This is a genomic window from Sphingomonas sp. (genome assembly GCF_965248875.1).
Classification (GTDB): domain Bacteria; phylum Pseudomonadota; class Alphaproteobacteria; order Sphingomonadales; family Sphingomonadaceae; genus Sphingomonas.
Genome location: NZ_CBDFKR010000007.1, coordinates 16,163 through 36,869 on the forward strand (window position 1 = coordinate 16,163; position 20,707 = coordinate 36,869).

Consider the following 20,707-nt stretch of genomic DNA (forward strand, 5'->3'; position numbering starts at 1 on the left):
GGCTCAGCCCGCGGTATAGCCGCCATCGGCATAGACGATGTGGCCGGTATGGAAATCGGACGCGCGGCTGCAGAGGAACAGCAGGGGTCCGGCGAGATCCTCGGGTTCGCCGAGGCGTCCGACGGGAACGCGGGCGAGAAAACCTTCGCGCACCGCCTTGGCCTTGTCGTCGTCGGCGAACATCCACGCGGTCAGTGGCGAGCGGAAGACGGTGGGGGCGATGGCGTTGACGGTGATGCCGTGCTCGCCCCACTCGCATCCCAGCGCGCGCGTCAGCCCGTCGACCGCCGCCTTGGAGGTGCAGTAGGCCGAATAGCCCGCGGGGTGGCCCAGCTTGCCGCGCGCCGACGAGGTCAGCACCACCTTGCCGCCGCGCGCCTGCGCAATCATCGCGGCGCCCGCCGCGCGCGCCATGAGCCAGGCGCCATCGACGTTGGCCCGCATGACCGCATCGAAGCGGGCCGGTGTTAGTTCGCCGATCGGCGCAACGTCGTTCATGCCCGATGCGATCACCAGGATGTCGACACCGCCGAAGGTGACCTGCGCGGTGGCGACGATCGCGGCGCAATCCGCCTCGCTGCCGGGGCGTCGGTTGGCGAGCGCAACGGCGATGCCGTCGGCGCGCAGCTCATCGCCGAGCACGGCCAGCGCCTCGCCATCACCGGCGGCGATCGTCAGCTTGGCGCCCGCCCGGCCCAGCGTCGCGCAGACCACCTGCCCGAATGCGCCGGTCGCGCCGATCACGATCGCGGACTTGCCACGGATGTCGAACAGGGTCGCGGGGTCGATCGCGGGCAGCGTCACGCCGCGGCCTCCGGATAGGGCATGACCACCAGCATGGATGCGACCGCGTTGCCCTCGTTGCGGATCGCGCGCGCCTCGCCGCCGGGGATGAAGCAGCTGTCGAACTTGCCCAGCCGTTCGGTCGCGCCGTTGCCGAGTTCGATCGTCACCGCGCCGTCGAGCACCACATAGATTTTCTCCAGCGGGCTGGCGTCCATCTCCGCGCCGCCGCCGGGCAGGAAGTGCGACAGGCCCGTCCACGCGAACCGCGCGCCCGACGCGTCAAAGCCCTGCAAGCGCAGGCCGCGCATGTCGTGGTGCTTGGGGGCGGTATACGGCCGCGCGTCGGCGAAACGGGTGATCTCCACCGCTACGCGCCCCGCCCGGTCTCGATGCGAAAGCCGCCGGTCGGATCGACGATCGCGACCAATCGGATGATGCAGCCGTCGCCTTTGGTCCAGCGCCACGGGAAGCCCGCGATGGTGACACGCTTGCCCGTCACCTTGTCGATGTCGCCGCCGACATTCTCGAACCCGCAGATACCCGCTGACAGCACCGCGTTGTGGCAAGGCTCCCAATATGGAAAGTCCTCGATGACCTTGCGACCGGTCTCGCGCTCATATTCGTCGTTCACCGCGGGGATCAGCCCATGCGGCGCACCGGTGCCGTGCGGTCCGATCGCAGTACCCAGCGGATGATCCAGCGCCTGGGTGTCGGTGCCGATCATCTTGACCTTCTTGTTGACGAACCACTCGCCCGCTTCCTTGTAGAAACCCGGCGAATAGGCGTAATAGTGGCGGTTATCGCCGTAATAGCGGTGCCAGCCGGTGTTCACGATGACGATATCACCCTCGCGGATTTGAGGTCGGGCGTTTTCCAGATCCTCGGCGGTGACGACCTCCCATTTCTGCTTGGGAATCGAGACGACGACGCCCGGGCCGAAGAAATAGGGCAGCGGCACCTCGTCCATGAACGGCGTGCCGGGCACGACATGAGCGGGCGCATCCATGTGCGTGCCCGAGTGCATGACGGTGGTGATCTTCTGCGTCAGGACGTTCGACTTCGACATGCCGTGCAGCCGCTCGATCTTGACGTCCTCGAAATAGGGCCAGACCGGCTGTCCCAGTCCCCAGGGGTGGCTGAGATCGTAGAACTCCAGCCCCATCGCGTTTTGCAGGTTCGATTCCTCGAACTTGCACAGCGCCTCGTCTCGCCACTCCACCACCGCTCTCCATTCTTATGTATCGCTAGATGGTACAACCGTCCCGCGATGTGGGCAATAGGGTTTGTGGCTGGATTTGGCGCGGCACCCGCCGCGATCCGCGTCGACAAGGCCGCCAATAAAATCGGTCAACAGCGTCATGGTGCGGTGCGGCTTGGGCAGCGCGCCTTGCTCCGCAAGAGCAACGCGGAGTTGGCGGCCAGCGCTCCTTGCCGCATTCGTTCAACGCCGTGTCGGAAAGCCGACCGGCCGAAATCCCCATATTTGAATATGGCTCGCACCGACGCTGGCGTTTCCCCACGGATAGCGAACCCCTCACCCCGCTATCAGCGCTGCCCAGGCCTCCACCTCGTCCGCAAACCGTTGCTCGACCCGCACCGCGCCCACCGCGCCCGTCGCCGCGTCGATCTCGACCGACCCCGCCCACGCCCAGGTTGCATTGCCCAGCAGCGTCACCGTGCCCCCCATGTCGGCGCTGCCCTTCACCAGCCCGCCGCGGTTGAGTACCCTCACCTCGGCATCGTACGCCGCCCGCCCGGTCAGGCACGCGGCATAGACCGACGCCGCCATCGCGCTCCCGCAGCTGTCGGTCAGCCCGACGCCGCGCTCGAACGTCCGCACGAACAGCGCGCCCGCCGACCTTGCTTCCACGAACGACACGTTCGCGCGGTTCGGCAACCACCCCGGCGCCGCCTCGACAAACGCCCCCAGCGCCACCAGCTCCGCCTCGTCCACGCGCTCGACGAACGCCACCAGATGCGGGTTGGGCATCGCGATCGCGGTGAACGCGCGCGTCGAGGGCAGCCGCTCGATCGCCCGCTCGACATTCTCGGCTCGCCCGATCGCCATCGGCCAGCCTGCCAGGTCAAGCGACGCCGGCCCCGCCGTCTCGCGCACCGTGTAGACATTTGGGCCCAGCGGCGCGGCGCGCGCCGCGGCAACCGACGACGCCTTGCACCGGATCAGCGCCTCTTCGATGCCCAGCGCCTCGAACCCCAACCGCGCCACGCAGCGCAGGCCGTTTAGGCACAGCTCCGCCTCCGACCCGTCACTGTTCCACATCCGCATGCCAAAATCGTGCGCGTCGTCGCCTGCGGTCAGCGCCAGCAGCCCGTCGCCGCCCAGCGGCCCGGCCCGGTCCGCCAGCGCTACCGCCGCGGCCGACCAGACGTCATCGTCGAACCGCACCTGCCGCGCATCGAGGAGCGGAAAATCGTTCCCCGATCCGTGGCACTTGATCAGCGGCAGCCGCATGTCAGGGCAGCGCCGCGATCATCGCCCGATCGCTCGCCACACAGGCGAAGCTCGGCCGCGCCAGCACGCTGTCGACCCATGCCTGCACCCGCGGCCAGCGCGACAGGTCGAACCCGATCAAGGCTAGGTTCGCGAAGGGCGACGCCACCGCCAGGTCGGCCAGCGTCACGCGCTCGTCGATCAGGAAACCGCCGGGGGCGGGGGCGATCCGCTCCAGATAATCGAGGATCGGCGGCATCTCGTCGCGCTCCGCCGCGTCGGCGGCCGCGGCGTCGCCCGGCTGTTTCAGAAACCGCGGCGCGACCATGCGGTTGAAGAACATCTTCGATCCGGCCGCGGTCACGATCGTGCTCGCGAACTGCTCGAACCAGATCGTCCTTGCCCGCGCTGCCGCCGCGGTCGGGATCAGGTTGGGGTCGGGCTGCTTCGCCTCCAGATAGGCGACGATCGCGGTCGAGTCGGACAGGATGAAATCGCGCCCGTCATCCGCGCCCGGATCGCGCAGGGCGGGCATCTTGCGGAACGGCGACGCCTCCAGGAAGTCCGGCCCGCCGCGGCCCATCCCGCCCGGCGTCACCGTCACAGCGATGCCCTTCTCCGCCGCAAAGGCGACGACCTTGCGCACAAATGGCGAAATCGTGGATCCATAGACGATCATCGGCTCTCTCCCCGTTTGCGGTGGTGCCTAGCCCTTCCGCCCGCACGCGAGAAGATGCCCCTCACACGCCATACCAGGCCGCCACGCGGTCCAGCGCGAGGCACAGCACCACGCGGCCCGCCCGCACCGGCCAGCCGAACGCCTTTTCCGTCGCCGGCAGACCCTCGCCAGCACAGACCACCCGCCACAGTACGTCCTGCAGCCCCGGGCCCGCCGCCGCGACCGCCGCATCGAACCGCCGTTTGGCGCTCAGCTGCGCCGTCGTCGCGTCGCCGCTGTCTGCGCTGCCGCCATCGACCCGCACCCGATCCCACGCCATCGTCACCCGCGGGCTCAGCTGCGCGCGCTCCCAATCGGCGCGCAGCCGCTCGCCCGCCGCCAGCTGCCGCGCCGTCACCAGCCCGCGTGCCGCCAGCCACGACAGCGGCGATTCGCGCAGGTTGACGGTCACGCTGCGCCGCGCCCGCCCCCGCTCGCCCAGCACACCATGCTCGCCCAGCCCGCGCTCCACCAGTTCCCGCACGATCTGCCTCCATCCGACTCGCCCGGCGCCCGCTTGCCAGCGGCGCTGGTTTGTAGGACAGCCGTAAAACCAGATCGGTTGGAGAAATTGCGGATGATCACCGCCATCAGGGAGGTTCGCCGCGCCAAGGGGCTGACGCTGGACGACGTCGCGCGCGCCTGCGACCCGCCCACCACCGCTCAGACGATCGGGCGGCTGGAGACCGGCACCCGCACCGTGTCGGTGATCTGGCTCAACCGGATCGCCCGCGCGCTGGGCGTCACCGCGGCCGAGCTGGTGAAGCTACCCGACCGCGCCGACATTCCGGTCGCTGCGGTGCTGGATGCGGCCGGGATCGAGGCGCCGCGCCGGGCCGCCGCGCTCACCCCGCCGCTCCCCGCCCCCGAGCTGGTCGCGGTCACGGTGCGGGCAGGCGTCGGCGACTATCGCGCCGGCGACGCGATCTGGTGCGAGCGCCTGCCACCGGAACGGTTCGCGCAGGCGCTCAACCGCGATGTCCTCGTTCCCCGTCCCGGCGGGCGGTTCGTCTTCGGCCGCCTGCTGAACCGGGAGGGCGCCAAACTCCACATCTTGCCGCTCGGTCACGGCACGCGTCAGCAGGTGTTGAGCGACGCTCCCTGGCTCGCCCAGGCGGTACGCCTCATCCGCAGCCTGTGAGTGGTGCGCCGGCCGCAGTTCCTGGCCCCTGGCGCATCGAACACGCATGCCAGGCCGCCTGGCCCACCGCCGCCGAGACGCTGATCGACGGCTGGCTGCTTCGCGCCGGCGGCGGTGCGACGCGACGGCTCAACAGCCTCAACCCGATCGAGCACGGCCCCCGCGACCCCGCCCCCGTCCTCGCGCAAGCCCGCGCGATGCTCGCTGCATGTCGCAAGCCCCTTACCGTCCGTGTCCCCGCCATTGCCGTCGGCCTCGACACCGCGCTCGACGCGCTTGGCTTCGGCGCACCCGAGGACGCGACGCTGACCCTGCTCGCCGCGCCCGCCGCGGCCGCGCCCGACGCGTCGGTGACGATGACCAGCATCGCCACGCCGCGCTGGCTCGCCGCCCGCGCCGTGCTGGCCGGGCTCGACCGGGACGGGCAGGACCAGCTTGCCGCCGCCGTCGCGCTGCTCGTCACCGCCGCCTTTGCGACCGTCACCGACGGCGGCATTCCCGTCGCCGCGGGCTACGCCGCGCTGGTCGACGGCGTCGCCGTTCTCGAAGCGATCGTCACCGGCGCTGCACACCGCCGCCGGGGCCATGCCCGCCGCCTCGTCGCCGCGCTTCAGGGCTGGGCCGCCGCGCAGGGAGCGGAAGCCGTCTGCCTTCAGGTCGCCGCCGCCAACACCCCCGCCCACGCGCTCTACCGCGGCGTCGGCTTCACGACCGAGCTGTATCGCTATCATTACCGGGTGGTGGGCGCTGACGGGCTCGAACCGCCGACATCTTCCGTGTAAAGGAAGCGCTCTACCAACTGAGCTAAGCGCCCCCGAAGGCGCAGTCGCGGCCACGACCGCACCGGCGCGCCACCGGCGCGCGCCGAGGGCGGCCGGCGGGTCGGTGTCAGCCGAGCCCGTCCGACGAGGCCGGCGGCTTTGCCGTCGGCCGCCGCTCCCTACACGAAGCTATCCAAGGCTCAACCCCGTCCGCTCCAGCGCCGCCACATACGCCCGCATCGTCGCCGATGCCCTGCCGGACAGCGCCACGAAGGCGCGCCGCCGGTCCTGCGGATCGGGGCGGCGCTCGAACAGCCCTTCCGCGGTCAGCCGCCCGATCCATCGCAGCGCGGTGGTCGGCGCAACCTGCGCGGCGATGCACAGCGAGGAGACCGACACCCGCCCGCCCTCCAGCTCGGCCGCGTAGAGGTCGAGCAGCATGTCCCAGGCCGGGTCCTCGAACAGCCCGTCGCCGAAATACTGCGCGCGCAGCCGCCGCGCGCGGATCGCGGCGCGGACCAGCTTCGGGTTGGCCGGAACGCCGCTCGCCGGACCCGGGTCGTAGGCCGGCCGCCGGTCGGCCAGCACCCCATCGGCTTTCGGTCCGCCTTCCGCCGTCGCCAGCCGCGCGAGCACCCCGGCGATCCGCGCGACCTCGCCCGAGAACCGGCGCAGCCGCGCGGCGTCGCCCTCGCGTACCGCCGCCTCGGGCGCATGCCCCTGCGCCGCCGCCAGCGCCAGCGCCTCGACCCGCTCGGCCAGCGTCGGCGCGCACAGCAGCTGCGCATCGCTGAACAGCACGGCATCGGCCACCGCATCGAGCTGATCGAGCCCGCAGGTGACCAGGTCCGCCCACCCGGCCAGCCCCGCCAGCGCCGACAGCGCCGCCGCGCCTCCGTCCAGCTCCACCGCCACCAGCGCCGTCGCGTCGGCAGTCGCGACCGCGTCCCACCCCAGCCGCGCGACCACCCGCCCGCCGGCCAGCGCTACCGCTGCCGCCATGGGCTCCGCGTCGCCGACCAGCACGACGTCGAACGCGTCTCCCGTTCCCTCGCCCCATCCCGGCAAGGTCACGCGAGCGCCTTCACGATCTCCTCGACCATCTTCTTGGCGTCGGCGAGCAGCATCATCGTGTTGTCGGCATAGAAGACGTCGTTGTCGACGCCCGCATAGCCGACGCCGCCCATGCTGCGCTTGATGAACAGGACCGTCTTCGCCTTCCCCACGTCGAACACCGGCATGCCGTAGATCGGCGAGGCCTTGTCGGTCTTGGCGGCGGGGTTCACCACGTCGTTGGCGCCGATGATGAAGGCGACGTCGGTCTGCGCGAACTCCGAGTTGATGTCCTCCAGCTCGAACACCTCGTCATAGGGCACGTTCGCCTCGGCCAGCAGGACGTTCATGTGCCCGGGCATGCGGCCGGCGACCGGGTGAATCGCGTATTTCACGCGGACGCCATGTTCCTTCAGCTTGTCGGCCATCTCGCGCAGCACGTGCTGCGCCTGCGCCACCGCCATGCCGTAGCCGGGCACGATGATGACCTGCTCGGCCTGCTGCATCAGGAAGGCGGCGTCCTCCGCCGAGCCGCGCTTCCACGGCCGGTCGATCTTCTCCCCGTCACCGCCGCCCGCCGTCGCGCCGAACCCGCCCGCGATGACGCTCAGAAACGACCGGTTCATCGCGCGGCACATGATGTAGCTCAGGATCGCGCCCGACGAACCGACCAGCGCGCCGGTGATGATCATCGCGCTGTTGTGGAGCGTGAACCCCATCGCCGCCGCCGCCCAGCCCGAATAGCTGTTGAGCATCGACACGACGACCGGCATGTCGGCGCCGCCGATCGGCACGATGAGCAGGAAGCCGATCGCGAACGACAGCGCCAGCAGCGTCCAGAACGGCCAGACATCCTGCGTGTGCGCAAACTGCATGACGAGGAGCAGGATGGCGGCCAGGATGCCCAGGTTGATGACATGGCGGCCGGGCAGCAGGATCGGCTTGCCGCCCATGTTGCCGTTGAGCTTCAGGAACGCGATCACCGAGCCGCTGAACGTGATCGCGCCGATCGCGACGCCCAGCCCCATCTCGACCTTGCTGACGGGATGAATGACCGCGAACGGTTTGGCCAGCATCGGGATGACGAGATCGGCGATCCCGAACGCCTGCGGGTTGAGGTACGCCGCGACCCCGACCAGCACCGCGGCGAGGCCGACGAGCGAGTGGAACGCGGCGACGAGCTGCGGCATCGCGGTCATCCGGATGCGCCGCGCCGTGGTAAGGCCGATGACCGCGCCGATGCCGATGGCGGCAAGGATTTCGGCGCCAGCTGTCCAATCTATGTTGGTCGGATCGAAGGGACGTTCTTCCGGCGGGAATACACCGCGCGGGATGTGCGTGAGCAGCGTCGTCCCGACCGCGATCAGCATGCCCGCCATGCCGAAGCGGTTGCCGCGCTGGCTGGTAGACGGGCTCGACAACCCGCGCAGCGCCAGGATGAAGCACACCCCCGCAACGAGATAGGCGAGCGCGACCCAGGGGTTGACGATTTCCACTAAAATCCTCCCCGTTCACGGGGAGGGGGACCGCTCGCCCCCTTGGGCGAGTGGTGGAGGGGGCTCGCCGCGACGGTCATCGCCAGCCGCCCGCCCCCTCCGTCACGCGGGCTGCGCCCGCGCCCCACCTCCCCGTCCCGGGGAGGATTGCCAGCACCCATCACCGCCCCTTCTTCTGGTACATCGCCAGCATCCGCGCCGTCACCGCGAACCCGCCGAAGATGTTGACGCTCGCCAGCGTCACCGCCGCCAGCCCCAGCCATTTCGCGCCCAAAGCACCTGGCGCCGATCCCGCCGCCGCCGCCGCGATCAGCGCGCCGACGATGATGACCGACGAGATCGCGTTCGTAACCGCCATCAACGGCGTGTGCAGCGCCGGCGTGACGCTCCACACGACATAGTAGCCGACGAAGCAGGCCAGCACGAAGACGGAGAGGATCGAGATGAAATCCATCTCAGGCTGCTGCCCGGCGCGGTTCGGGAACGGGACGGCCCATTTCCTCTGCGGCCTCCATCCAGCAACCGATCGCATCGTAAGCGTTCCGCAGCGCTTCTTCCGGTGTTTCACCGTCGGAAAAACAACCGGGAAGCTCGGGCACGGTCGCAATGAACCCGCCGCCGTCCGCAACGGACAGCGGCCGAATATCGACCTCATATTGCTGTGGGCTCACGCATTTGCTCCCGATATCGCGTCTATGAAGCGGACCAGTGCGTGGATGTATACCGGCTTGATCGGCCGATGTGCAGGGATGGTCAGAATCTGCGACACGGCGTCGTGCTTCACCTTGTAATGTGACCCCTTGCGCGGAGGCGTGCAAGTCGCACCCGCTGCCCGGTATGCCCTGATCACATCCTCGACAAGCCAGTCACGCGGGTTCGTCCGCATCCGCTCCAGCAGGTCGTCGGCCATCAGCTGTCGAGCAGCCTCGCATGCACCACCTTGCCGTCTTTGGTCAGCCGCACCGCGTCGCCGATCTCGGCGTCGAGCACCGGCCGCCCCGCGTCCTTGTCCCAGAACGCGCTCAGGAAATTGTAGAGGTTCCGCGCGAACAGCGCCGAGGCGTCCGCGGCCAGCCGCGACGGCACGTTCCTGTGCCCGACGATGCGAACGCCGTGGACCTCGACCACCTCGCCCGCGACCGCACCCTCGACATTGCCGCCCTGCTCGACGGCCAGGTCGACGATTACCGAACCCGGGCGCATGCTCGCGACCTGCGCATCCGACACCAGCCGCGGCGCGGCGCGGCCGGGGATCAGCGCGGTGGTGATCACGATGTCCTGCTTGGCGATGTGCGACGACACCAGCGCCGCCTGCGCCGCCTGGTATTCGGACGAGGTCTCGCCTGCATAACCGCCGGCGCCTTCGCCCTCGATTCCCGCCACGCCCTCGACGAACACCGGCTTGGCGCCGAGCGACTGGATCTGCTCCTTCGTCGCCGAGCGGACGTCGGTCGCCGACACCTGCGCCCCCAGCCGCCGCGCCGTCGCGATCGCCTGCAGCCCCGCGACGCCGACCCCCATCACGAACACCCGGGCGGCGCTGACCGTCCCCGCCGCGGTCATCATCATCGGAAAGGCGCGGCCATATTCGGCGGCCGCGTCCAGCACGGCTTTGTAGCCCGCCAGGTTCGACTGCGACGACAGGATGTCCATGCCCTGCGCGCGCGTGATCCGCGGCATCAGCTCCATCGCCAGCGCCTCGACCCCCGCGGCGGCATAGGCGTCGACGCGGGCGCGCCCATTCTCTCCGGCGCCGAACGGATTGAGCGACGCGACCACCCAGGCGCCCTGGGTCACACCCGACAGGCTCGCCGGGTCCGGCCCCTGCACGCCCAGCACAATGTCCGCACCTGCGACCGTCGACGGGAGGTCGCCGACCGTCGCGCCCGTCGCCGCATAGTCGGCGTCGGCATAGGAGGCCGCCTCCCCCGCGCCCGCTTCGACGCCAACGCTTGCACCCAGTGCGGCCAGCTTGCGGACGGTTTCCGGCGTCGCTGCGACGCGCTTCTCGCCGTCGGCCCGTTCCCTGACTACGGCGATCCTCACCCTAATGAGCGATCAGCCAGATCACCAGCGCCGCGACCACCGCCGCCACCACCGCGCCCCACTTCAGCAGCGCGATGACGCCGTCATAGGTCTCGACATGCGTCTCCAGGCTGCCGCGGTCGATGCCGTCACTGTCCATCGCACTCTCTTCATCCGGTTGGAACCGGTGCCTTTATCGAGCGGTTCGCCTGCCTGCAATAATTGTCGGCTAGCGTTTAAGCCGCCTTTACCGTCGCGGGGTATGTCGCGTGCTCGATGTCCAACCCTGCCCGCCCCCATCCTGCCCCCCCGCGTCCGGTCCGGTCATGACGCGCAACGGCCAACGCCTGCTGCTGCTGATCGACGCCGAGCCGGCGCAGCGGCGGCTGGTGTCGGCGCTCGCCGCCCGCGCGGGCTGGCGCTCGATATTCGCCGGCGACGGCGAAACGGGGGTGGCGACGCTCGGCACGCAGGACGGGATGCAGCTCGACGCGATCCTGCTCGATCACGGCTCGCCCGACGACGATGCGACCGCCACCATCGCCGCGCTGCGTGAACGCCGCCCGGCGCTGCCGATCCTGATGCTCACCGCCAACGGGTCGGTCGCGGCGGCGGTCGGCGCGATGCGCGCGGGCGCGACCGATTTCCTGGTCAAGCCGCTGGCGCCCGAACGCCTGCTCGCCGCACTGGAGGCGGCGGTGGCGGGGACGGCCGCAGGCGAACTGCGGCCGCTGACCGAGAAGATCCCGGCGCTGCTCGGATTCGACGAGATCGTCGGGTCCTCGCCCGATTTCCGCACCGCGCTGGCGATCGCGGCCAAGGCGGCGCGGGCGCGGATGCCGGTGCTGATCGAGGGCGAAAGCGGCGTCGGCAAGGAAGTCGTCGCCGAAGCGATCCACGCGGCGTCACCGCGCGCGAAGAAGCCGATGGTGACGGTCAACTGTCGCGCGATCCCCGCCAACCTGGTCGAATCCGAACTGTTCGGCCACGAATGCGGCGCCTTCACCGGCGCCTTTGAGCGAAAGATCGGCCGCCTGTCCCACGCCGACGGCGGCTCGCTGTTCCTCGATGAGGTCGGCGAGATGCCGCTCGACGCGCAGGCCAAGCTGCTCCGCGTCCTGCAGTTGGGCGAAATCCATCCGGTCGGTGCGCGCCACGGGCAGCAGGTCGACGTCCGCGTCATCGCCGCGACCAACAAGAACCTGGCCGACGAGGTGGAGGCGGGGCGTTTCCGCGAGGATTTGTACCTGCGTCTCAATGTCGTGCCGGTGACGATCCCGCCCCTGCGCGACCGCGCGGGCGACATCCCTGCACTGACCCGCCATCTGCTTGCCCGCATCGCGCAGCAACCGGGGCTGATGGCGCTCGGCATCACCGACGACGCGCTGACGCTGCTCTGCGACTATGACTGGCCGGGCAATGTCCGCCAGCTCCAGAATGCGCTGTTCCGCGCAGCCGTGCTCTGCGACGGCGCGGCGCTGACGAAGGCCGACTTTCCGCAGATCGCCAGCCTGGGCGCGCGGCGTCACGCGACGACCTCGGCGGCGATGGCGGGCGGCGTTACGCTGTTCCGCCCCGACGGCAACATGCGGCCGCTGGAAGACATCGAAGCCGACGTTATCCGCCTCGCGATCGGCCATTATCGCGGCCGGATGACGGAGGTCGCGCGACGGCTGGGGATCGGGCGGTCGACGCTGTACCGGAAACTGGGCGAACTGGGTATCGACAACGCGGCGTAGCCCGCACGCACGCAGCGACGCTATGTGCGAGACGGGCGAGCCCGGCCGGCGGGCGCAAAGCCGACCCGTCCGACGCCGCGGCTTCACGGCCGCGCGCCCGAATAGCCCCCGGGCGACTGCCCCGCTAACGCTCCGCAATGCCTGACTTCGCCGCCGCCACCATCCTCGTCACCGGCGCCGCGCCGGGCATCGGCCTCGCCGTAGCGGAGCGGCTGGCGGCGGACGGCACCGCGAAGCTGGTGCTGGTCGACCTCGACGGCGCCGCGCTCAACCGCATCGACCTGCCCTGTTCGATCGAAACGCTGCCAGGCAGCGTCGCGGAGGAGGCGTTCTGGGACGACGTCGCGCCGCACCTGGCGGGGCTGACCCACGCCGTCGTCAATGCCGGCGTTGCGGGCGCGGGCGCGATCGCCGAGCTGCCCTTCGCCGAGTGGCGGCGTATCCTCTCGGTCAACCTCGACGGCGCGTTTCTGACGCTGCGTGCGGCGTTGCGCGCGATGAGCGCCGGAGAAAAGGGCGGCGGCGCGATCGTCGCATTGTCGTCGGCGACCGCGGTCAGGGCGGAGGCCGGCACCGCCGCCTATGGCGCGTCCAAGGCCGCGCTGCTTCAGCTGGTCAGGGTCGCCGCAAAGGAAGCCGCTCCACGCCGCATCCGCATCAACGCACTCGCGCCCGCCGGGGTGGAGACGCCGGTATGGGACGGCGTGCCGATGTTTGCGGCGCGGGCGGCGGTGATCGGCCGCGATGTCGCCTTCGCCGAGCTGGCGTCGATGGCGACCCCGCTCGGTCGTTACGCGAAGCCGGCGGAGGTCGCGGCGCAGGTCGCCTGGCTGCTGTCCGGCGACGCGGCGCTCATCACCGGCGCGACGCTCTTGGCCGATGGCGGCTACACGCTCTGAGGGACAACCTAGCCCACCAGCCACGTCCACATCAGCCGGCCCGGGACGAAGCTGAGCAGCGCGGGTGTGATCATCCCGCCGGCGAGCAGCCCGATCAGCGCGCGTTTATGCGCAACGATGTCGCCCCGCCGCGCGCTCGCGACGACGCGCCACGCGCCGGCCAGCACCACCGGCACCAGCAGATGGATCGCGCTCAGCCGCCCGTCATTGAGGTGCCGCACCCATAGGGCGGACACCGCGCCCGTCACCATCAGCGCCAGCCAAATCTTGCCGAGCAGCCGGTGCCGCGGGCTGCCCTTCCTCGCCAGCAGCACCCATGCGCCGAGCGGCAGCGCCGGGATGACAGCCGCCAGGTGGACCGCCAGCGCCACTTCCCTCAACGCCGCCGCACCGGGCGCGCCGAACAGCAGCGCGCGGGTCAGCGCCACCCCGATCAGCGCCAGGATAGCAAGCGCGCCCGTCGCCAGCGCGATGCGGATGCGGGGCTTCAGGTCGGCGGCGGGCCGGCGGGCCGGGCGATCGGTGCGGGGCAGGGCGAGCGAGGTCATGGGGTCGGCTCCGATGGGGTCGCCGCCGCTTCTGCCCGCCGCCCGTCCGCGGGCAACCGCACCTGCGCCGACGGGCCGGATGCTTCGCGGTCTGCACGCGCACGCCATTTCGCGAAGCGCCAAGTGGCGATAAGCACAGGCCCGCGATGTTGACCCTGCGCCGGATGCTGATCGACCTTGCCGTGATGGTGGCGCTCGGTATCGCGCTGGCGCTGCTCGGGCCCTTCGGCAGCTTCGCCGCGCCGGTCGCGACGCGGCTGTTGTTCTGGCTGCTGCTCAGCATCGGCGGCTATGCGCTCTACATGCCCGTGATCCGCGGCGCGAACGTGCTGGCCGCGCGGCTCGCGCTGCCGGCCGCGGCGTTGTGGGCTGCGGGATGTATCGCCGCCAGCGCGCCGATGGCCGCGGTGGTGTGGTACGCCAACCGGCTGTGGTCGCCCGTCGCGCCGCCGACGCTGGACGAGGCGGCGGCGCTGTACGGCGACGTGCTGATCGTCGCGGCGATCGCCTGCCTCGTGCTGTGGTTCGTGACGGCGGACCGGCGGGTCGAGGCAGAGGCCCCGCGCCACAATGACGCCGCGCCGTCGGACCTCGATCCCGACGGCAGCCGGCCGGGCTTGCCGGTCTCGCCCGCCCCCGAGGCTGCATGCGCGCCGGCGGCGCCGCGCCTGCTCGACCGCCTGCCGCCGCATCTCGGCCGCGACCTGCTCGCGCTGGAGATGGAGGATCATTATGTCCGCGCCCATACCCCGCACGGCTCCGCCCTCATCCTGCTCCGCATGCGCGACGCGGTGGCCGAACTGGACGGCGTCGCGGGCGCGCAGGTGCATCGCAGCTGGTGGGTCGCCCGCGCCGCAGTAACCGGCGTCGCGCGCGATGGCCGCAACGTTCGGCTGACGCTCGTCAACGGCCTCGACGCACCCGTCGCCCGCGCCGTCGCGCCGGATCTCAAGGCGCAGGGCTGGTACTAGCCGACCAGCGCCTGGTCGCGCAGCCCGCGCCAGACCCGCACCGCCTGCACGGTCGCGGCGACGTCGTGGACGCGGAGCAGCTGCACCCCGGCCTCCACGCCCTTCATCGCCAGCGCCACGCTGCCGCCCAGCCGTTCGGCCACCGGCGCCTCGTTCGACAGGGCGCCGATCAGCCGCTTGCGGCTCGCCCCCAGCATCAGCGGCACGCCCAGCCCGTGGAACAGCGGCAGGGCATTGAGCAGCTGCAGGTTCTCGGCCAGCGTCTTGCCAAAGCCGATCCCCGGGTCGGCGATGATCCTCGTGCGATCGACCCCGCCCGCGACCACCGCATCGATGCGCGCGTCGAGCCAGTCGAACACCTCCGTGACGACATCGCCATAGGCGACGCGGCCATGCCCGCCCGTCTTCGGATCTGGCGAATGCATCAGCACGACCGGGCACCCCGCCTTCGCCACGACTTCCAGCGCGCGCTCATCCCACGACAGCGCCGACACGTCATTGACGATCGCCGCGCCAGCGCCCAGCGCTTCCTCCATCACCGCCGCCTTGCGCGTATCGATCGACACCACCCCCCCGCCCCGCGCCAGCCGCTCGATCACGGGGAGGACGTGGGCGATCTCGTCACCCTCCCAGACCGCCGTCGCACCGGGTCGCGTCGACTCGCCGCCGACATCGACCAGCGCCGCCCCCGCCGCGAGCATGTCGGTTCCTACCCCCGCCGCGCCCGCCGGGTCGCCGGTATGCTCGCCGCCGTCGGAGAAGCTGTCGGGGGTGACGTTGAGGATCCCCGCGACCAGCGGCTGGTCGAAGCGCAGCACGCGCTGCCCGAGCAACAACTGCGGCCGCGGCGCCGTGATACGCGCATGAAGCTGCTGCGCGCGCGGACCGAGGGTTGCGACGTCCGCTACGGGAACGCTGCGCAGCATGCCTCCCTCACGCAAATCGTACGCCGCAAACCACTGCATGCCACCCGCCAGCCGCGCGACGACGCCGTCGGGGTGGCGCACGGGCGAGGCGACGAACTGGGTGGGGAGGAGGTGCATCGCCGCTCCCCTCGCGCATCTGGCGCGGCGGCGCTAGGGTGAGACGGGGGGAATGCCGGTGACCGCTTTCGAGTTCGTTTTCGCGCTGCTGGCGATCGTGTCGTCGCTGGGGCTGACGCATCTCGTCGCCGCCTTCATTGCTCTGATCCGTCATGCCGAGCGGGTGCGCTGGTCGGCCGTCCATGCGTTGTGGATGTGGGCAGCGCTGACGCTGACGATCGGCAATTAGGGCTCGTACTGGCCGCTTAGGAACGTAACGGCCTAGTCGCCCTATCTGGTGCTCGTCAGCGTGATCATGACGATCGGGCAATATGCGTTGTGCGCGCTTGTCGCACCGGAGACGCCGCCAACCGGCGAGATCGACCTACGCGGTTTCCACAACCGCGAGCACCGGCGCTACGCCGCCGCGCTGCTGGCGCTGTGTGTACTCGCCGTGGTGCAGAACCTGATGCTGATGTCGGCTTACGCGAACTGGATACGCGACTCGATCAGCAGCTTCGAACTGGCGGCGATCGGGGTGCTGGCGCTGGTCGTGCGGCGCGGCCGGGTGCAACTGTGCGCCGCCGCCGCACTCGCGCTCAGCACGACTTGGTTCATGATCCTCTCCTGCGCGATCACGCCCCGCTAGGGCTGCGTCGCCAGCAGGTAGAGCTGCCGCGCCGCGTCGACCGGCTCCAGTCCGCCATCGCCCTCCCGGTGCCAGAAAGTCCACCCGTTGCACGCCGGCGCCCCCTGCAGCACCGCGCCGAGCTTGTGGATCGACCCCACCGTCCCGCAGCCGCTGAGCAGCGAGCCGTCGGCGCGCACCGTCGCAGCCCAGCGCCGCTTCGCGTCGGTGAGCACCGTGCCCGGCACCACCCAGCCGGTCTCCACCAGTGTCCCGAACGCCACCTTGGGGGCAGAGCGGGGCGACTGCATCGTCGTGAGCGCGGTTTCGTCGAGCGGCAGCGCTGCCGCGATCCGTGCCGCGGCAGCGGAGCAATAGGCGGGCTCGCGCTCGATCCCGATCCAGCGCCGCCCCAGCCGCTTCGCCACCGCGCCCGTCGTGCCGGTCCCGAAGAACGGATCGAGCACCACATCGCCGGGCTTGGTCGACGCCAGCAGCACGCGGTACAGCAGCGCCTCGGGCTTTTGCGTCGGATGGACCTTGTGTCCATCGGCCTTGAGCCGCTCCGGCCCGCCACAGATCGGGAACTCCCAGTCCGACCGCATCTGCAGCTCGTCGTTCAAGGTCTTCATACTGCGATAGTTGAACGTGTATTTTGCCTTCTCGCCCTTGCTCGCCCAGATCAGCGTCTCATGGGCGTTGGTGAAGCGGGTGCCGCGGAAATTGGGCATCGGATTGGCCTTGCGCCAGACGATGTCGTTGAGGATCCAGAACCCCAGATCCTGCACCGCCGCGCCGACGCGGAAGATGTTGTGGTACGACCCGATCACCCACAGCGTGCCGTCATCCTTCAACAGCCGGTGCGCCTCCGCCAACCACGCGCGGGTGAAGGCGTCATAATGCTTCAGGCTCTCGAACTTGTCCCACGCATCGGTGACCGCGTCGACATGACTGCCGTCGGGGCGGAACAGCTCGCCGCCGAGCTGCAGGTTGTAGGGCGGGTCGGCGAAGATCAGGTCGACCGACTTGGCGGGCAGCGCCTTCATCGCGGCGATGCAGTCGGCCATGATGATGCCGTCGAGCGGCAGCGCCCCGGCCACGACGGGCGGCGCGGTCGCCATCAGTTTCGCCGTGACCCCCATCCAGACCGCCCCCCCGCCTCGCGCATGGAACCCGCCCCGATCGGACTCCGTCAAGCGGACATTGGTTAACGCCGGCGGTGAAGATCGCGTTAACAGCCCGGTGGCCAGACGCGAGAACCTACATCTTGAGTCCGCCCGTAGATCGCAGCCTCAACCGGTAGCGGTGTGACCCGAAAGACTCACCGGCCGAGTTCCGCCTGCGCAACCGGCGCGAAGCTGCGACGGTGGAGCGGCGATGGCCCGTGTTCGCGCAGCGCGCGCTTGTGGGCGGGACAGGCATAGCCCTTGTTCGAATGCCAGTCATATTGCGGGTAGGTTTCGGCATGCACGCACATGATCTGATCGCGCGTGTGCTTGGCAACGATCGAGGCGGCGGCGATCGACAGGCTGAGTGCGTCGCCACCGACGATTGCAGTGGCGGCGTGCTCCCACCGCGGCAGGCGGTTGCCGTCGACCAAGACGTGCGCCGGCGCATGGGCGAGCGCCTCGACCGCGAGGCACATCGCCTTCATCCGCGCCCAGTATATGTTGAGCCGGTCGATCTCGTCCGCCTCGACAATGCCGACGCCGACCGTGGCGCAGGCGAGCAGCCGCCCGTACAGCCGCGCACGCTCGCCGGCAGTAAGCTTCTTGGAGTCGTCGATGCCACGCGGCACGCCCTTCAGGGGCAGCATCACCGCCGCCGCGACCACCGGCCCCGCCAGCGGCCCGCACCCGGCCTCGTCGACCCCCGCGACCGGCGCGAGGCACAGCTTCTCATGCCTGAGCGAGGGGCGGCGGTTCGGACGAGAAGGCGCAGCCATCACGCGATACCCGGGAAGTTGCGGACGAACTGCTGCCCCATCGGCCCGTGCCCGCCGCCCAGCCCCGGCGCGGCCTGGATCGCCAGCCGGACGAATCGCACCGCCGCCGAAAACGCATCCGCCATCGAATGGCCCTGCCCCAGCGCCGTCGCCAGCGCGCTCGCAAAGGTGCAGCCGGTGCCGTGGGTCGCGTTCGTGTCGAGGCGCGGTGCTTCGACCGACGCCAGCAGCGTGCCGTCGGGGGCCCAGAGCCGGTCGACAAGCATCGCCGCGTCGCCATGGCCGCCCTTCTCCGCAAGGTGACAGCCGTAGCGTAGGACCGCGTCGCGCCCGCCAAGCGCCTGCAGCTCCAGCAGGTTGGGCGTAACGATCGAGGCCAGCCCCATCAACCGCTCGAACCCCGCGATCGTGGCGGCCTCAGCCAGCCGAGCGCCGCTTGTCGCGACCATGACGGGGTCGAACACGACGGGTACGTCGACCTGCTCCAGCCAGTCGGCGACCGTTTCGGCAACCGTCGGTGACCCGAGCATACCGATCTTCACCGCATCGACGCCAATATCCCCCGCCACCGCCTCGATCTGCGCGCGCACGACCGCAGACGGGATCAAGTGGATCGCGTCGACACCCACTGTATTCTGCGCGGTGACGCAGGTGATCGCGGTCGACGCATGCCCGCCCAGCGCAGAGACCGTTCTGATGTCAGCCTGTATCCCCGCGCCGCCGCCAGAGTCTGACCCGGCGACGATCAGGATGCGCGGGATCGTCATGCCGCGCGCCGTACCCGGCGATGGGACCGCGCGCCAGCGCCGACTCCGCCGGCACCCGGCCTCCGCGCGGATCGGCGGGATGCCGCGCCGGCGCGATCAGGTCGAAGCGGATTCGTCTGGCTGGCCACCACCGGTTACCGAGCCGAAGTAGCGGCCGCTCCACCCAATAATTGGCGGAGAGCCCGGCGATCAGCGCCGTGGCGGCAACGACGACAGCGGCCCAGACCAATCCGGCACCGTTGATCACCACCCCGGCCCTGGCCAGGCTGACCCCGATGAGCGAGATCACCAGCGGGTGCACAAGGTATAACGCATAACTGCCGTCGCCGAGCAGCTTTGGCCAGGCCAGCGCGCGCATCGACCCGCGCTGGTCGAATCCTACCGCGCCGGCGACCACCAGGGTCGCGGCGACGCCGATGCCCCACCCGGGCAACGCCGGAACACCGAGCAGCAGGATGCCCGGCCACAGGAGCCAGCGTCCGCCCGCGAGCGAGCGCGACGCAGCCACCTTCCCCAGCAGGAGTCCGGCGCCGAACTCGATCAGCAACGGACTGGTGCAGGTGACGACCAGCGCATTATGCGGCGACCACACCCGCCCCAGCAGCACGCATCCGGCGAGCAGCGCCACCGGCGCCATGACCGGCCGACGCGCGATCAGCCCGATGGAAAACAGCAGGTAGAAGAACATCTCGTACTGGAGTGTCCAGCCGACATAGAGAATGGGGTTGATGTGGCCCGGACTGGCGTCGCTGTACCGGGGAATGAATAGCAGCGAGGCGAGCGTATCGCTGCCGCTCGGATGAGTTCCCTTCTCCCAGATCATGAGCGCGAACATCGCCGCGGTGCCGAGCCAGTAGAGCGGCACGAGGCGAAGCAGGCGGCGGCGCCAGAACTCGCCGAACCGTTCCTCGCGTGCTGCGGTGAACATGATGAACCCGCTGATCACGAAAAACACATCGACCCCGCGCTGCCCGACATGCAACCAGGTCCAGCCCGGCGGCGCCAGCTTGAAGGCGAGCACGTGAAAGACGACCACCGCCAGCGCCGCGGCGCCACGGATATATTGGATCGTCAGAAATTGAGCGGGCCGATGCGGCCCGATCGATGGAATTGATGTCATACGCCCCCGCGCCGGCGCATCTAACATCAAAACCTTGACATAAATCAACCAAGCGGTGGACTAGCCGCGGAACCGCCGCTCTTGCGCCGCCGGATGCTTCTTCAGCGCCGCCCCCGTTCGCGTCGGCCGGTCGAGCAGCTCACCCCCGCAATTCGGACACCGCTCGTCCAGCGCCTCGGCGCATGCGGCACAGAAGGTGCACTCGAATGAACAGATGAACGCGCCGCCGGCCGCGGCCGGCAGGTCGCCGCCGCAGCGCTCGCAATCCGGGCGCATCTCAAGCATGGGAAGAAGGTCCGCATGGCCCCAGCAGACGCTCTAGTCCGTCCCACGCGCAGGGCTCCCGCTTCGGATCGCGTTCTCGAAGAAACGGGTTTTCTAGCCGCGCCTCTTCTAGCGTCGCCTCCATTCGGCCGAAGTTGCAGGCTGCGCATGTCACCACGACGTTGTCGATCGAACTCTCTCCGCCACGACTGTTCGGCAGGAGGTGATCATATTGCAGCCACAGACACATGAAGGCCGCATGCTTCCCGGTGTCCTGCCAGGCCATTGGACTCCGCCCGGATACTCTCGCCTCAGTACATCCCGGACGGCCGGCTCAATGACTGGCATTTCGCAAACGCGGCAGTGCCAGCC

The 20,707-nt window shown here is 70.0% G+C and carries 28 protein-coding genes and 1 tRNA gene; 7 read left to right on the plus strand and 22 right to left on the minus strand.

What is annotated here, in order from left to right:
* Window positions 1–3: 3 nt before the first annotated feature.
* The 6 genes from ACP2AD_RS04760 to ACP2AD_RS04785 all read right to left on the minus strand — a co-directional run bounded on the left by ACP2AD_RS04760 (window position 4) and on the right by ACP2AD_RS04785 (window position 4,440).
* On the minus strand, window positions 4–804 hold the full coding sequence (locus ACP2AD_RS04760) for an SDR family NAD(P)-dependent oxidoreductase (RefSeq protein WP_425228944.1): 801 nt from the start codon (window positions 802–804) through the stop codon (window positions 4–6).
* Entirely contained in the window at window positions 801–1,151 is a 351-nt protein-coding gene (locus ACP2AD_RS04765; RefSeq protein WP_425228945.1) for a cupin domain-containing protein, read from the minus strand. Before ACP2AD_RS04765 ends, ACP2AD_RS04760 begins: the two co-directional genes overlap by 4 nt.
* A 2-nt stretch (window positions 1,152–1,153) precedes the next feature.
* Complete coding sequence (locus tag ACP2AD_RS04770) at window positions 1,154–2,005, minus strand: cyclase family protein (RefSeq protein ID WP_425228946.1); 852 nt, start codon at window positions 2,003–2,005, stop codon at window positions 1,154–1,156.
* 315 nt (window positions 2,006–2,320) lie between these two features.
* Window positions 2,321–3,259: a diaminopimelate epimerase gene (gene dapF / locus ACP2AD_RS04775; RefSeq protein WP_425228947.1), complete on the minus strand. Its 939-nt coding sequence runs from the start codon at window positions 3,257–3,259 to the stop codon at window positions 2,321–2,323.
* Between the two features lies 1 nt (window position 3,260).
* Window positions 3,261–3,917: a glutathione S-transferase family protein gene (locus ACP2AD_RS04780; RefSeq protein ID WP_425228948.1), complete on the minus strand. Its 657-nt coding sequence runs from the start codon at window positions 3,915–3,917 to the stop codon at window positions 3,261–3,263.
* Window positions 3,918–3,978: 61 nt separating this feature from the next.
* Window positions 3,979–4,440, minus strand: a complete 462-nt coding sequence (locus ACP2AD_RS04785) for a DUF6456 domain-containing protein (RefSeq protein WP_425228949.1) — start codon at window positions 4,438–4,440, stop codon at window positions 3,979–3,981.
* A gap of 93 nt (window positions 4,441–4,533) precedes the next feature.
* On the opposite strand from ACP2AD_RS04785, the gene ACP2AD_RS04790 reads away from it, so the two are divergent.
* Together ACP2AD_RS04790 and ACP2AD_RS04795 are read left to right on the plus strand one after the other, a co-directional pair.
* Entirely contained in the window at window positions 4,534–5,097 is a 564-nt protein-coding gene (locus ACP2AD_RS04790; protein ID WP_425228950.1) for a helix-turn-helix domain-containing protein, read from the plus strand.
* A complete protein-coding gene (locus ACP2AD_RS04795) occupies window positions 5,094–5,879 on the plus strand; it encodes a GNAT family N-acetyltransferase (protein WP_425229213.1) in 786 nt (261 codons plus the stop codon). Before ACP2AD_RS04790 ends, ACP2AD_RS04795 begins: the two co-directional genes overlap by 4 nt.
* Here ACP2AD_RS04795 and ACP2AD_RS04800 read toward each other — a convergent pair.
* The 8 genes from ACP2AD_RS04800 to ACP2AD_RS04835 all read right to left on the minus strand — a co-directional run bounded on the left by ACP2AD_RS04800 (window position 5,836) and on the right by ACP2AD_RS04835 (window position 10,592).
* Window positions 5,836–5,911: transfer RNA gene (locus tag ACP2AD_RS04800), tRNA-Val, on the minus strand. The two genes, ACP2AD_RS04795 and ACP2AD_RS04800, sit on opposite strands and share 44 nt — an antisense overlap.
* Before the next feature lie 136 nt (window positions 5,912–6,047).
* On the minus strand, window positions 6,048–6,932 hold the full coding sequence (locus ACP2AD_RS04805) for a hypothetical protein (RefSeq protein ID WP_425228951.1): 885 nt from the start codon (window positions 6,930–6,932) through the stop codon (window positions 6,048–6,050).
* On the minus strand, window positions 6,929–8,407 hold the full coding sequence (locus ACP2AD_RS04810) for an NAD(P)(+) transhydrogenase (Re/Si-specific) subunit beta (RefSeq protein ID WP_425228952.1): 1,479 nt from the start codon (window positions 8,405–8,407) through the stop codon (window positions 6,929–6,931). Before ACP2AD_RS04810 ends, ACP2AD_RS04805 begins: the two co-directional genes overlap by 4 nt.
* 160 nt (window positions 8,408–8,567) lie before the next feature.
* Entirely contained in the window at window positions 8,568–8,861 is a 294-nt protein-coding gene (locus ACP2AD_RS04815; protein WP_425228953.1) for a proton-translocating transhydrogenase family protein, read from the minus strand.
* A 1-nt stretch (window position 8,862) separates the two neighbouring features.
* On the minus strand, window positions 8,863–9,078 hold the full coding sequence (locus ACP2AD_RS04820) for a type II toxin-antitoxin system HicB family antitoxin (RefSeq protein WP_425228954.1): 216 nt from the start codon (window positions 9,076–9,078) through the stop codon (window positions 8,863–8,865).
* Window positions 9,075–9,317, minus strand: coding sequence for a type II toxin-antitoxin system HicA family toxin (locus ACP2AD_RS04825; protein ID WP_425228955.1), 243 nt, complete (start codon window positions 9,315–9,317; stop codon window positions 9,075–9,077). Before ACP2AD_RS04825 ends, ACP2AD_RS04820 begins: the two co-directional genes overlap by 4 nt.
* On the minus strand, window positions 9,317–10,453 hold the full coding sequence (locus tag ACP2AD_RS04830) for an NAD(P) transhydrogenase subunit alpha (RefSeq protein WP_425228956.1): 1,137 nt from the start codon (window positions 10,451–10,453) through the stop codon (window positions 9,317–9,319). The genes ACP2AD_RS04825 and ACP2AD_RS04830 overlap by 1 nt, the downstream gene beginning before the upstream one ends.
* Window position 10,454: 1 nt before the next feature.
* Window positions 10,455–10,592, minus strand: a complete 138-nt coding sequence (locus ACP2AD_RS04835) for an aa3-type cytochrome c oxidase subunit IV (protein WP_425228957.1) — start codon at window positions 10,590–10,592, stop codon at window positions 10,455–10,457.
* Between the two features lie 166 nt (window positions 10,593–10,758).
* Here ACP2AD_RS04835 and ACP2AD_RS04840 point away from each other — a divergent pair, with 166 nt between their 5' ends.
* Together ACP2AD_RS04840 and ACP2AD_RS04845 are read left to right on the plus strand one after the other, a co-directional pair.
* Window positions 10,759–12,171: a sigma-54-dependent transcriptional regulator gene (locus ACP2AD_RS04840; protein ID WP_425228958.1), complete on the plus strand. Its 1,413-nt coding sequence runs from the start codon at window positions 10,759–10,761 to the stop codon at window positions 12,169–12,171.
* Between the two features lie 137 nt (window positions 12,172–12,308).
* Window positions 12,309–13,070 (plus strand): SDR family NAD(P)-dependent oxidoreductase, encoded by a 762-nt coding sequence (locus tag ACP2AD_RS04845; RefSeq protein WP_425228959.1) that lies wholly within the window; start codon window positions 12,309–12,311, stop codon window positions 13,068–13,070.
* Window positions 13,071–13,078: 8 nt separating this feature from the next.
* Here the strand turns inward: ACP2AD_RS04845 and ACP2AD_RS04850 are convergent, their stop codons facing one another.
* Window positions 13,079–13,618 (minus strand): DUF2306 domain-containing protein, encoded by a 540-nt coding sequence (locus ACP2AD_RS04850; protein WP_425228960.1) that lies wholly within the window; start codon window positions 13,616–13,618, stop codon window positions 13,079–13,081.
* A gap of 146 nt (window positions 13,619–13,764) precedes the next feature.
* Here ACP2AD_RS04850 and ACP2AD_RS04855 point away from each other — a divergent pair, with 146 nt between their 5' ends.
* A complete protein-coding gene (locus ACP2AD_RS04855; RefSeq protein WP_425228961.1) occupies window positions 13,765–14,589 on the plus strand; it encodes a LytTR family DNA-binding domain-containing protein in 825 nt (274 codons plus the stop codon).
* Here the strand turns inward: ACP2AD_RS04855 and folP are convergent.
* Entirely contained in the window at window positions 14,586–15,632 is a 1,047-nt protein-coding gene (gene folP, locus ACP2AD_RS04860) for a dihydropteroate synthase (RefSeq protein ID WP_425228962.1), read from the minus strand. The genes ACP2AD_RS04855 and folP overlap by 4 nt on opposite strands.
* 58 nt (window positions 15,633–15,690) lie before the next feature.
* Here folP and ACP2AD_RS04865 point away from each other — a divergent pair, with 58 nt between their 5' ends.
* Both ACP2AD_RS04865 and ACP2AD_RS04870 read left to right on the plus strand, forming a co-directional pair.
* Entirely contained in the window at window positions 15,691–15,861 is a 171-nt protein-coding gene (locus ACP2AD_RS04865; RefSeq protein WP_425228963.1) for a hypothetical protein, read from the plus strand.
* A gap of 48 nt (window positions 15,862–15,909) precedes the next feature.
* Window positions 15,910–16,260 (plus strand): hypothetical protein, encoded by a 351-nt coding sequence (locus ACP2AD_RS04870; RefSeq protein WP_425228964.1) that lies wholly within the window; start codon window positions 15,910–15,912, stop codon window positions 16,258–16,260.
* Here the strand turns inward: ACP2AD_RS04870 and ACP2AD_RS04875 are convergent.
* The 6 genes from ACP2AD_RS04875 to ACP2AD_RS04900 form a co-directional block, all read right to left on the minus strand.
* Window positions 16,257–17,381: a site-specific DNA-methyltransferase gene (locus tag ACP2AD_RS04875; RefSeq protein ID WP_425229214.1), complete on the minus strand. Its 1,125-nt coding sequence runs from the start codon at window positions 17,379–17,381 to the stop codon at window positions 16,257–16,259. The two genes, ACP2AD_RS04870 and ACP2AD_RS04875, sit on opposite strands and share 4 nt — an antisense overlap.
* 179 nt (window positions 17,382–17,560) lie before the next feature.
* A complete protein-coding gene (locus tag ACP2AD_RS04880) occupies window positions 17,561–18,184 on the minus strand; it encodes a ribonuclease HII (RefSeq protein ID WP_425228965.1) in 624 nt (207 codons plus the stop codon).
* Window positions 18,184–18,951, minus strand: a complete 768-nt coding sequence (gene thiD / locus ACP2AD_RS04885; protein WP_425228966.1) for a bifunctional hydroxymethylpyrimidine kinase/phosphomethylpyrimidine kinase — start codon at window positions 18,949–18,951, stop codon at window positions 18,184–18,186. The genes ACP2AD_RS04880 and thiD overlap by 1 nt, the downstream gene beginning before the upstream one ends.
* Complete coding sequence (locus ACP2AD_RS04890) at window positions 18,884–20,071, minus strand: acyltransferase family protein (protein WP_425228967.1); 1,188 nt, start codon at window positions 20,069–20,071, stop codon at window positions 18,884–18,886. Before ACP2AD_RS04890 ends, thiD begins: the two co-directional genes overlap by 68 nt.
* A 60-nt stretch (window positions 20,072–20,131) precedes the next feature.
* Window positions 20,132–20,356 carry a DUF1272 domain-containing protein gene (locus ACP2AD_RS04895; RefSeq protein WP_425228968.1) on the minus strand — a complete coding sequence of 75 codons (225 nt, stop codon included), beginning with the start codon at window positions 20,354–20,356 and terminating at the stop codon, window positions 20,132–20,134.
* Window positions 20,349–20,621 carry an HNH endonuclease gene (locus ACP2AD_RS04900; RefSeq protein WP_425228969.1) on the minus strand — a complete coding sequence of 91 codons (273 nt, stop codon included), beginning with the start codon at window positions 20,619–20,621 and terminating at the stop codon, window positions 20,349–20,351. Before ACP2AD_RS04900 ends, ACP2AD_RS04895 begins: the two co-directional genes overlap by 8 nt.
* Between the last annotated feature and the right edge of the window lie 86 nt (window positions 20,622–20,707).

Coding starts and splice junctions, on each gene's coding strand:
- ACP2AD_RS04780 (WP_425228948.1), bottom strand. CDS start 3,917: ATGATCGTCTATGGATCCACGATTTCGCCATTTGTGCGCAAGGTCGTC.
- ACP2AD_RS04850 (WP_425228960.1), bottom strand. CDS start 13,618: ATGACCTCGCTCGCCCTGCCCCGCACCGATCGCCCGGCCCGCCGGCCC.
- ACP2AD_RS04790 (WP_425228950.1), top strand. CDS start 4,534: ATGATCACCGCCATCAGGGAGGTTCGCCGCGCCAAGGGGCTGACGCTG.
- ACP2AD_RS04835 (WP_425228957.1), bottom strand. CDS start 10,592: ATGGACAGTGACGGCATCGACCGCGGCAGCCTGGAGACGCATGTCGAG.
- ACP2AD_RS04845 (WP_425228959.1), top strand. CDS start 12,309: ATGCCTGACTTCGCCGCCGCCACCATCCTCGTCACCGGCGCCGCGCCG.
- ACP2AD_RS04880 (WP_425228965.1), bottom strand. CDS start 18,184: ATGGCTGCGCCTTCTCGTCCGAACCGCCGCCCCTCGCTCAGGCATGAG.
- dapF (WP_425228947.1), bottom strand. CDS start 3,259: ATGCGGCTGCCGCTGATCAAGTGCCACGGATCGGGGAACGATTTTCCG.
- ACP2AD_RS04895 (WP_425228968.1), bottom strand. CDS start 20,356: ATGCTTGAGATGCGCCCGGATTGCGAGCGCTGCGGCGGCGACCTGCCG.
- ACP2AD_RS04855 (WP_425228961.1), top strand. CDS start 13,765: ATGTTGACCCTGCGCCGGATGCTGATCGACCTTGCCGTGATGGTGGCG.
- ACP2AD_RS04825 (WP_425228955.1), bottom strand. CDS start 9,317: ATGGCCGACGACCTGCTGGAGCGGATGCGGACGAACCCGCGTGACTGG.
- thiD (WP_425228966.1), bottom strand. CDS start 18,951: ATGACGATCCCGCGCATCCTGATCGTCGCCGGGTCAGACTCTGGCGGC.
- ACP2AD_RS04900 (WP_425228969.1), bottom strand. CDS start 20,621: ATGGCCTGGCAGGACACCGGGAAGCATGCGGCCTTCATGTGTCTGTGG.
- ACP2AD_RS04840 (WP_425228958.1), top strand. CDS start 10,759: ATGACGCGCAACGGCCAACGCCTGCTGCTGCTGATCGACGCCGAGCCG.
- ACP2AD_RS04890 (WP_425228967.1), bottom strand. CDS start 20,071: ATGACATCAATTCCATCGATCGGGCCGCATCGGCCCGCTCAATTTCTG.
- folP (WP_425228962.1), bottom strand. CDS start 15,632: ATGCACCTCCTCCCCACCCAGTTCGTCGCCTCGCCCGTGCGCCACCCC.
- ACP2AD_RS04875 (WP_425229214.1), bottom strand. CDS start 17,381: ATGGGGGTCACGGCGAAACTGATGGCGACCGCGCCGCCCGTCGTGGCC.
- ACP2AD_RS04815 (WP_425228953.1), bottom strand. CDS start 8,861: ATGGATTTCATCTCGATCCTCTCCGTCTTCGTGCTGGCCTGCTTCGTC.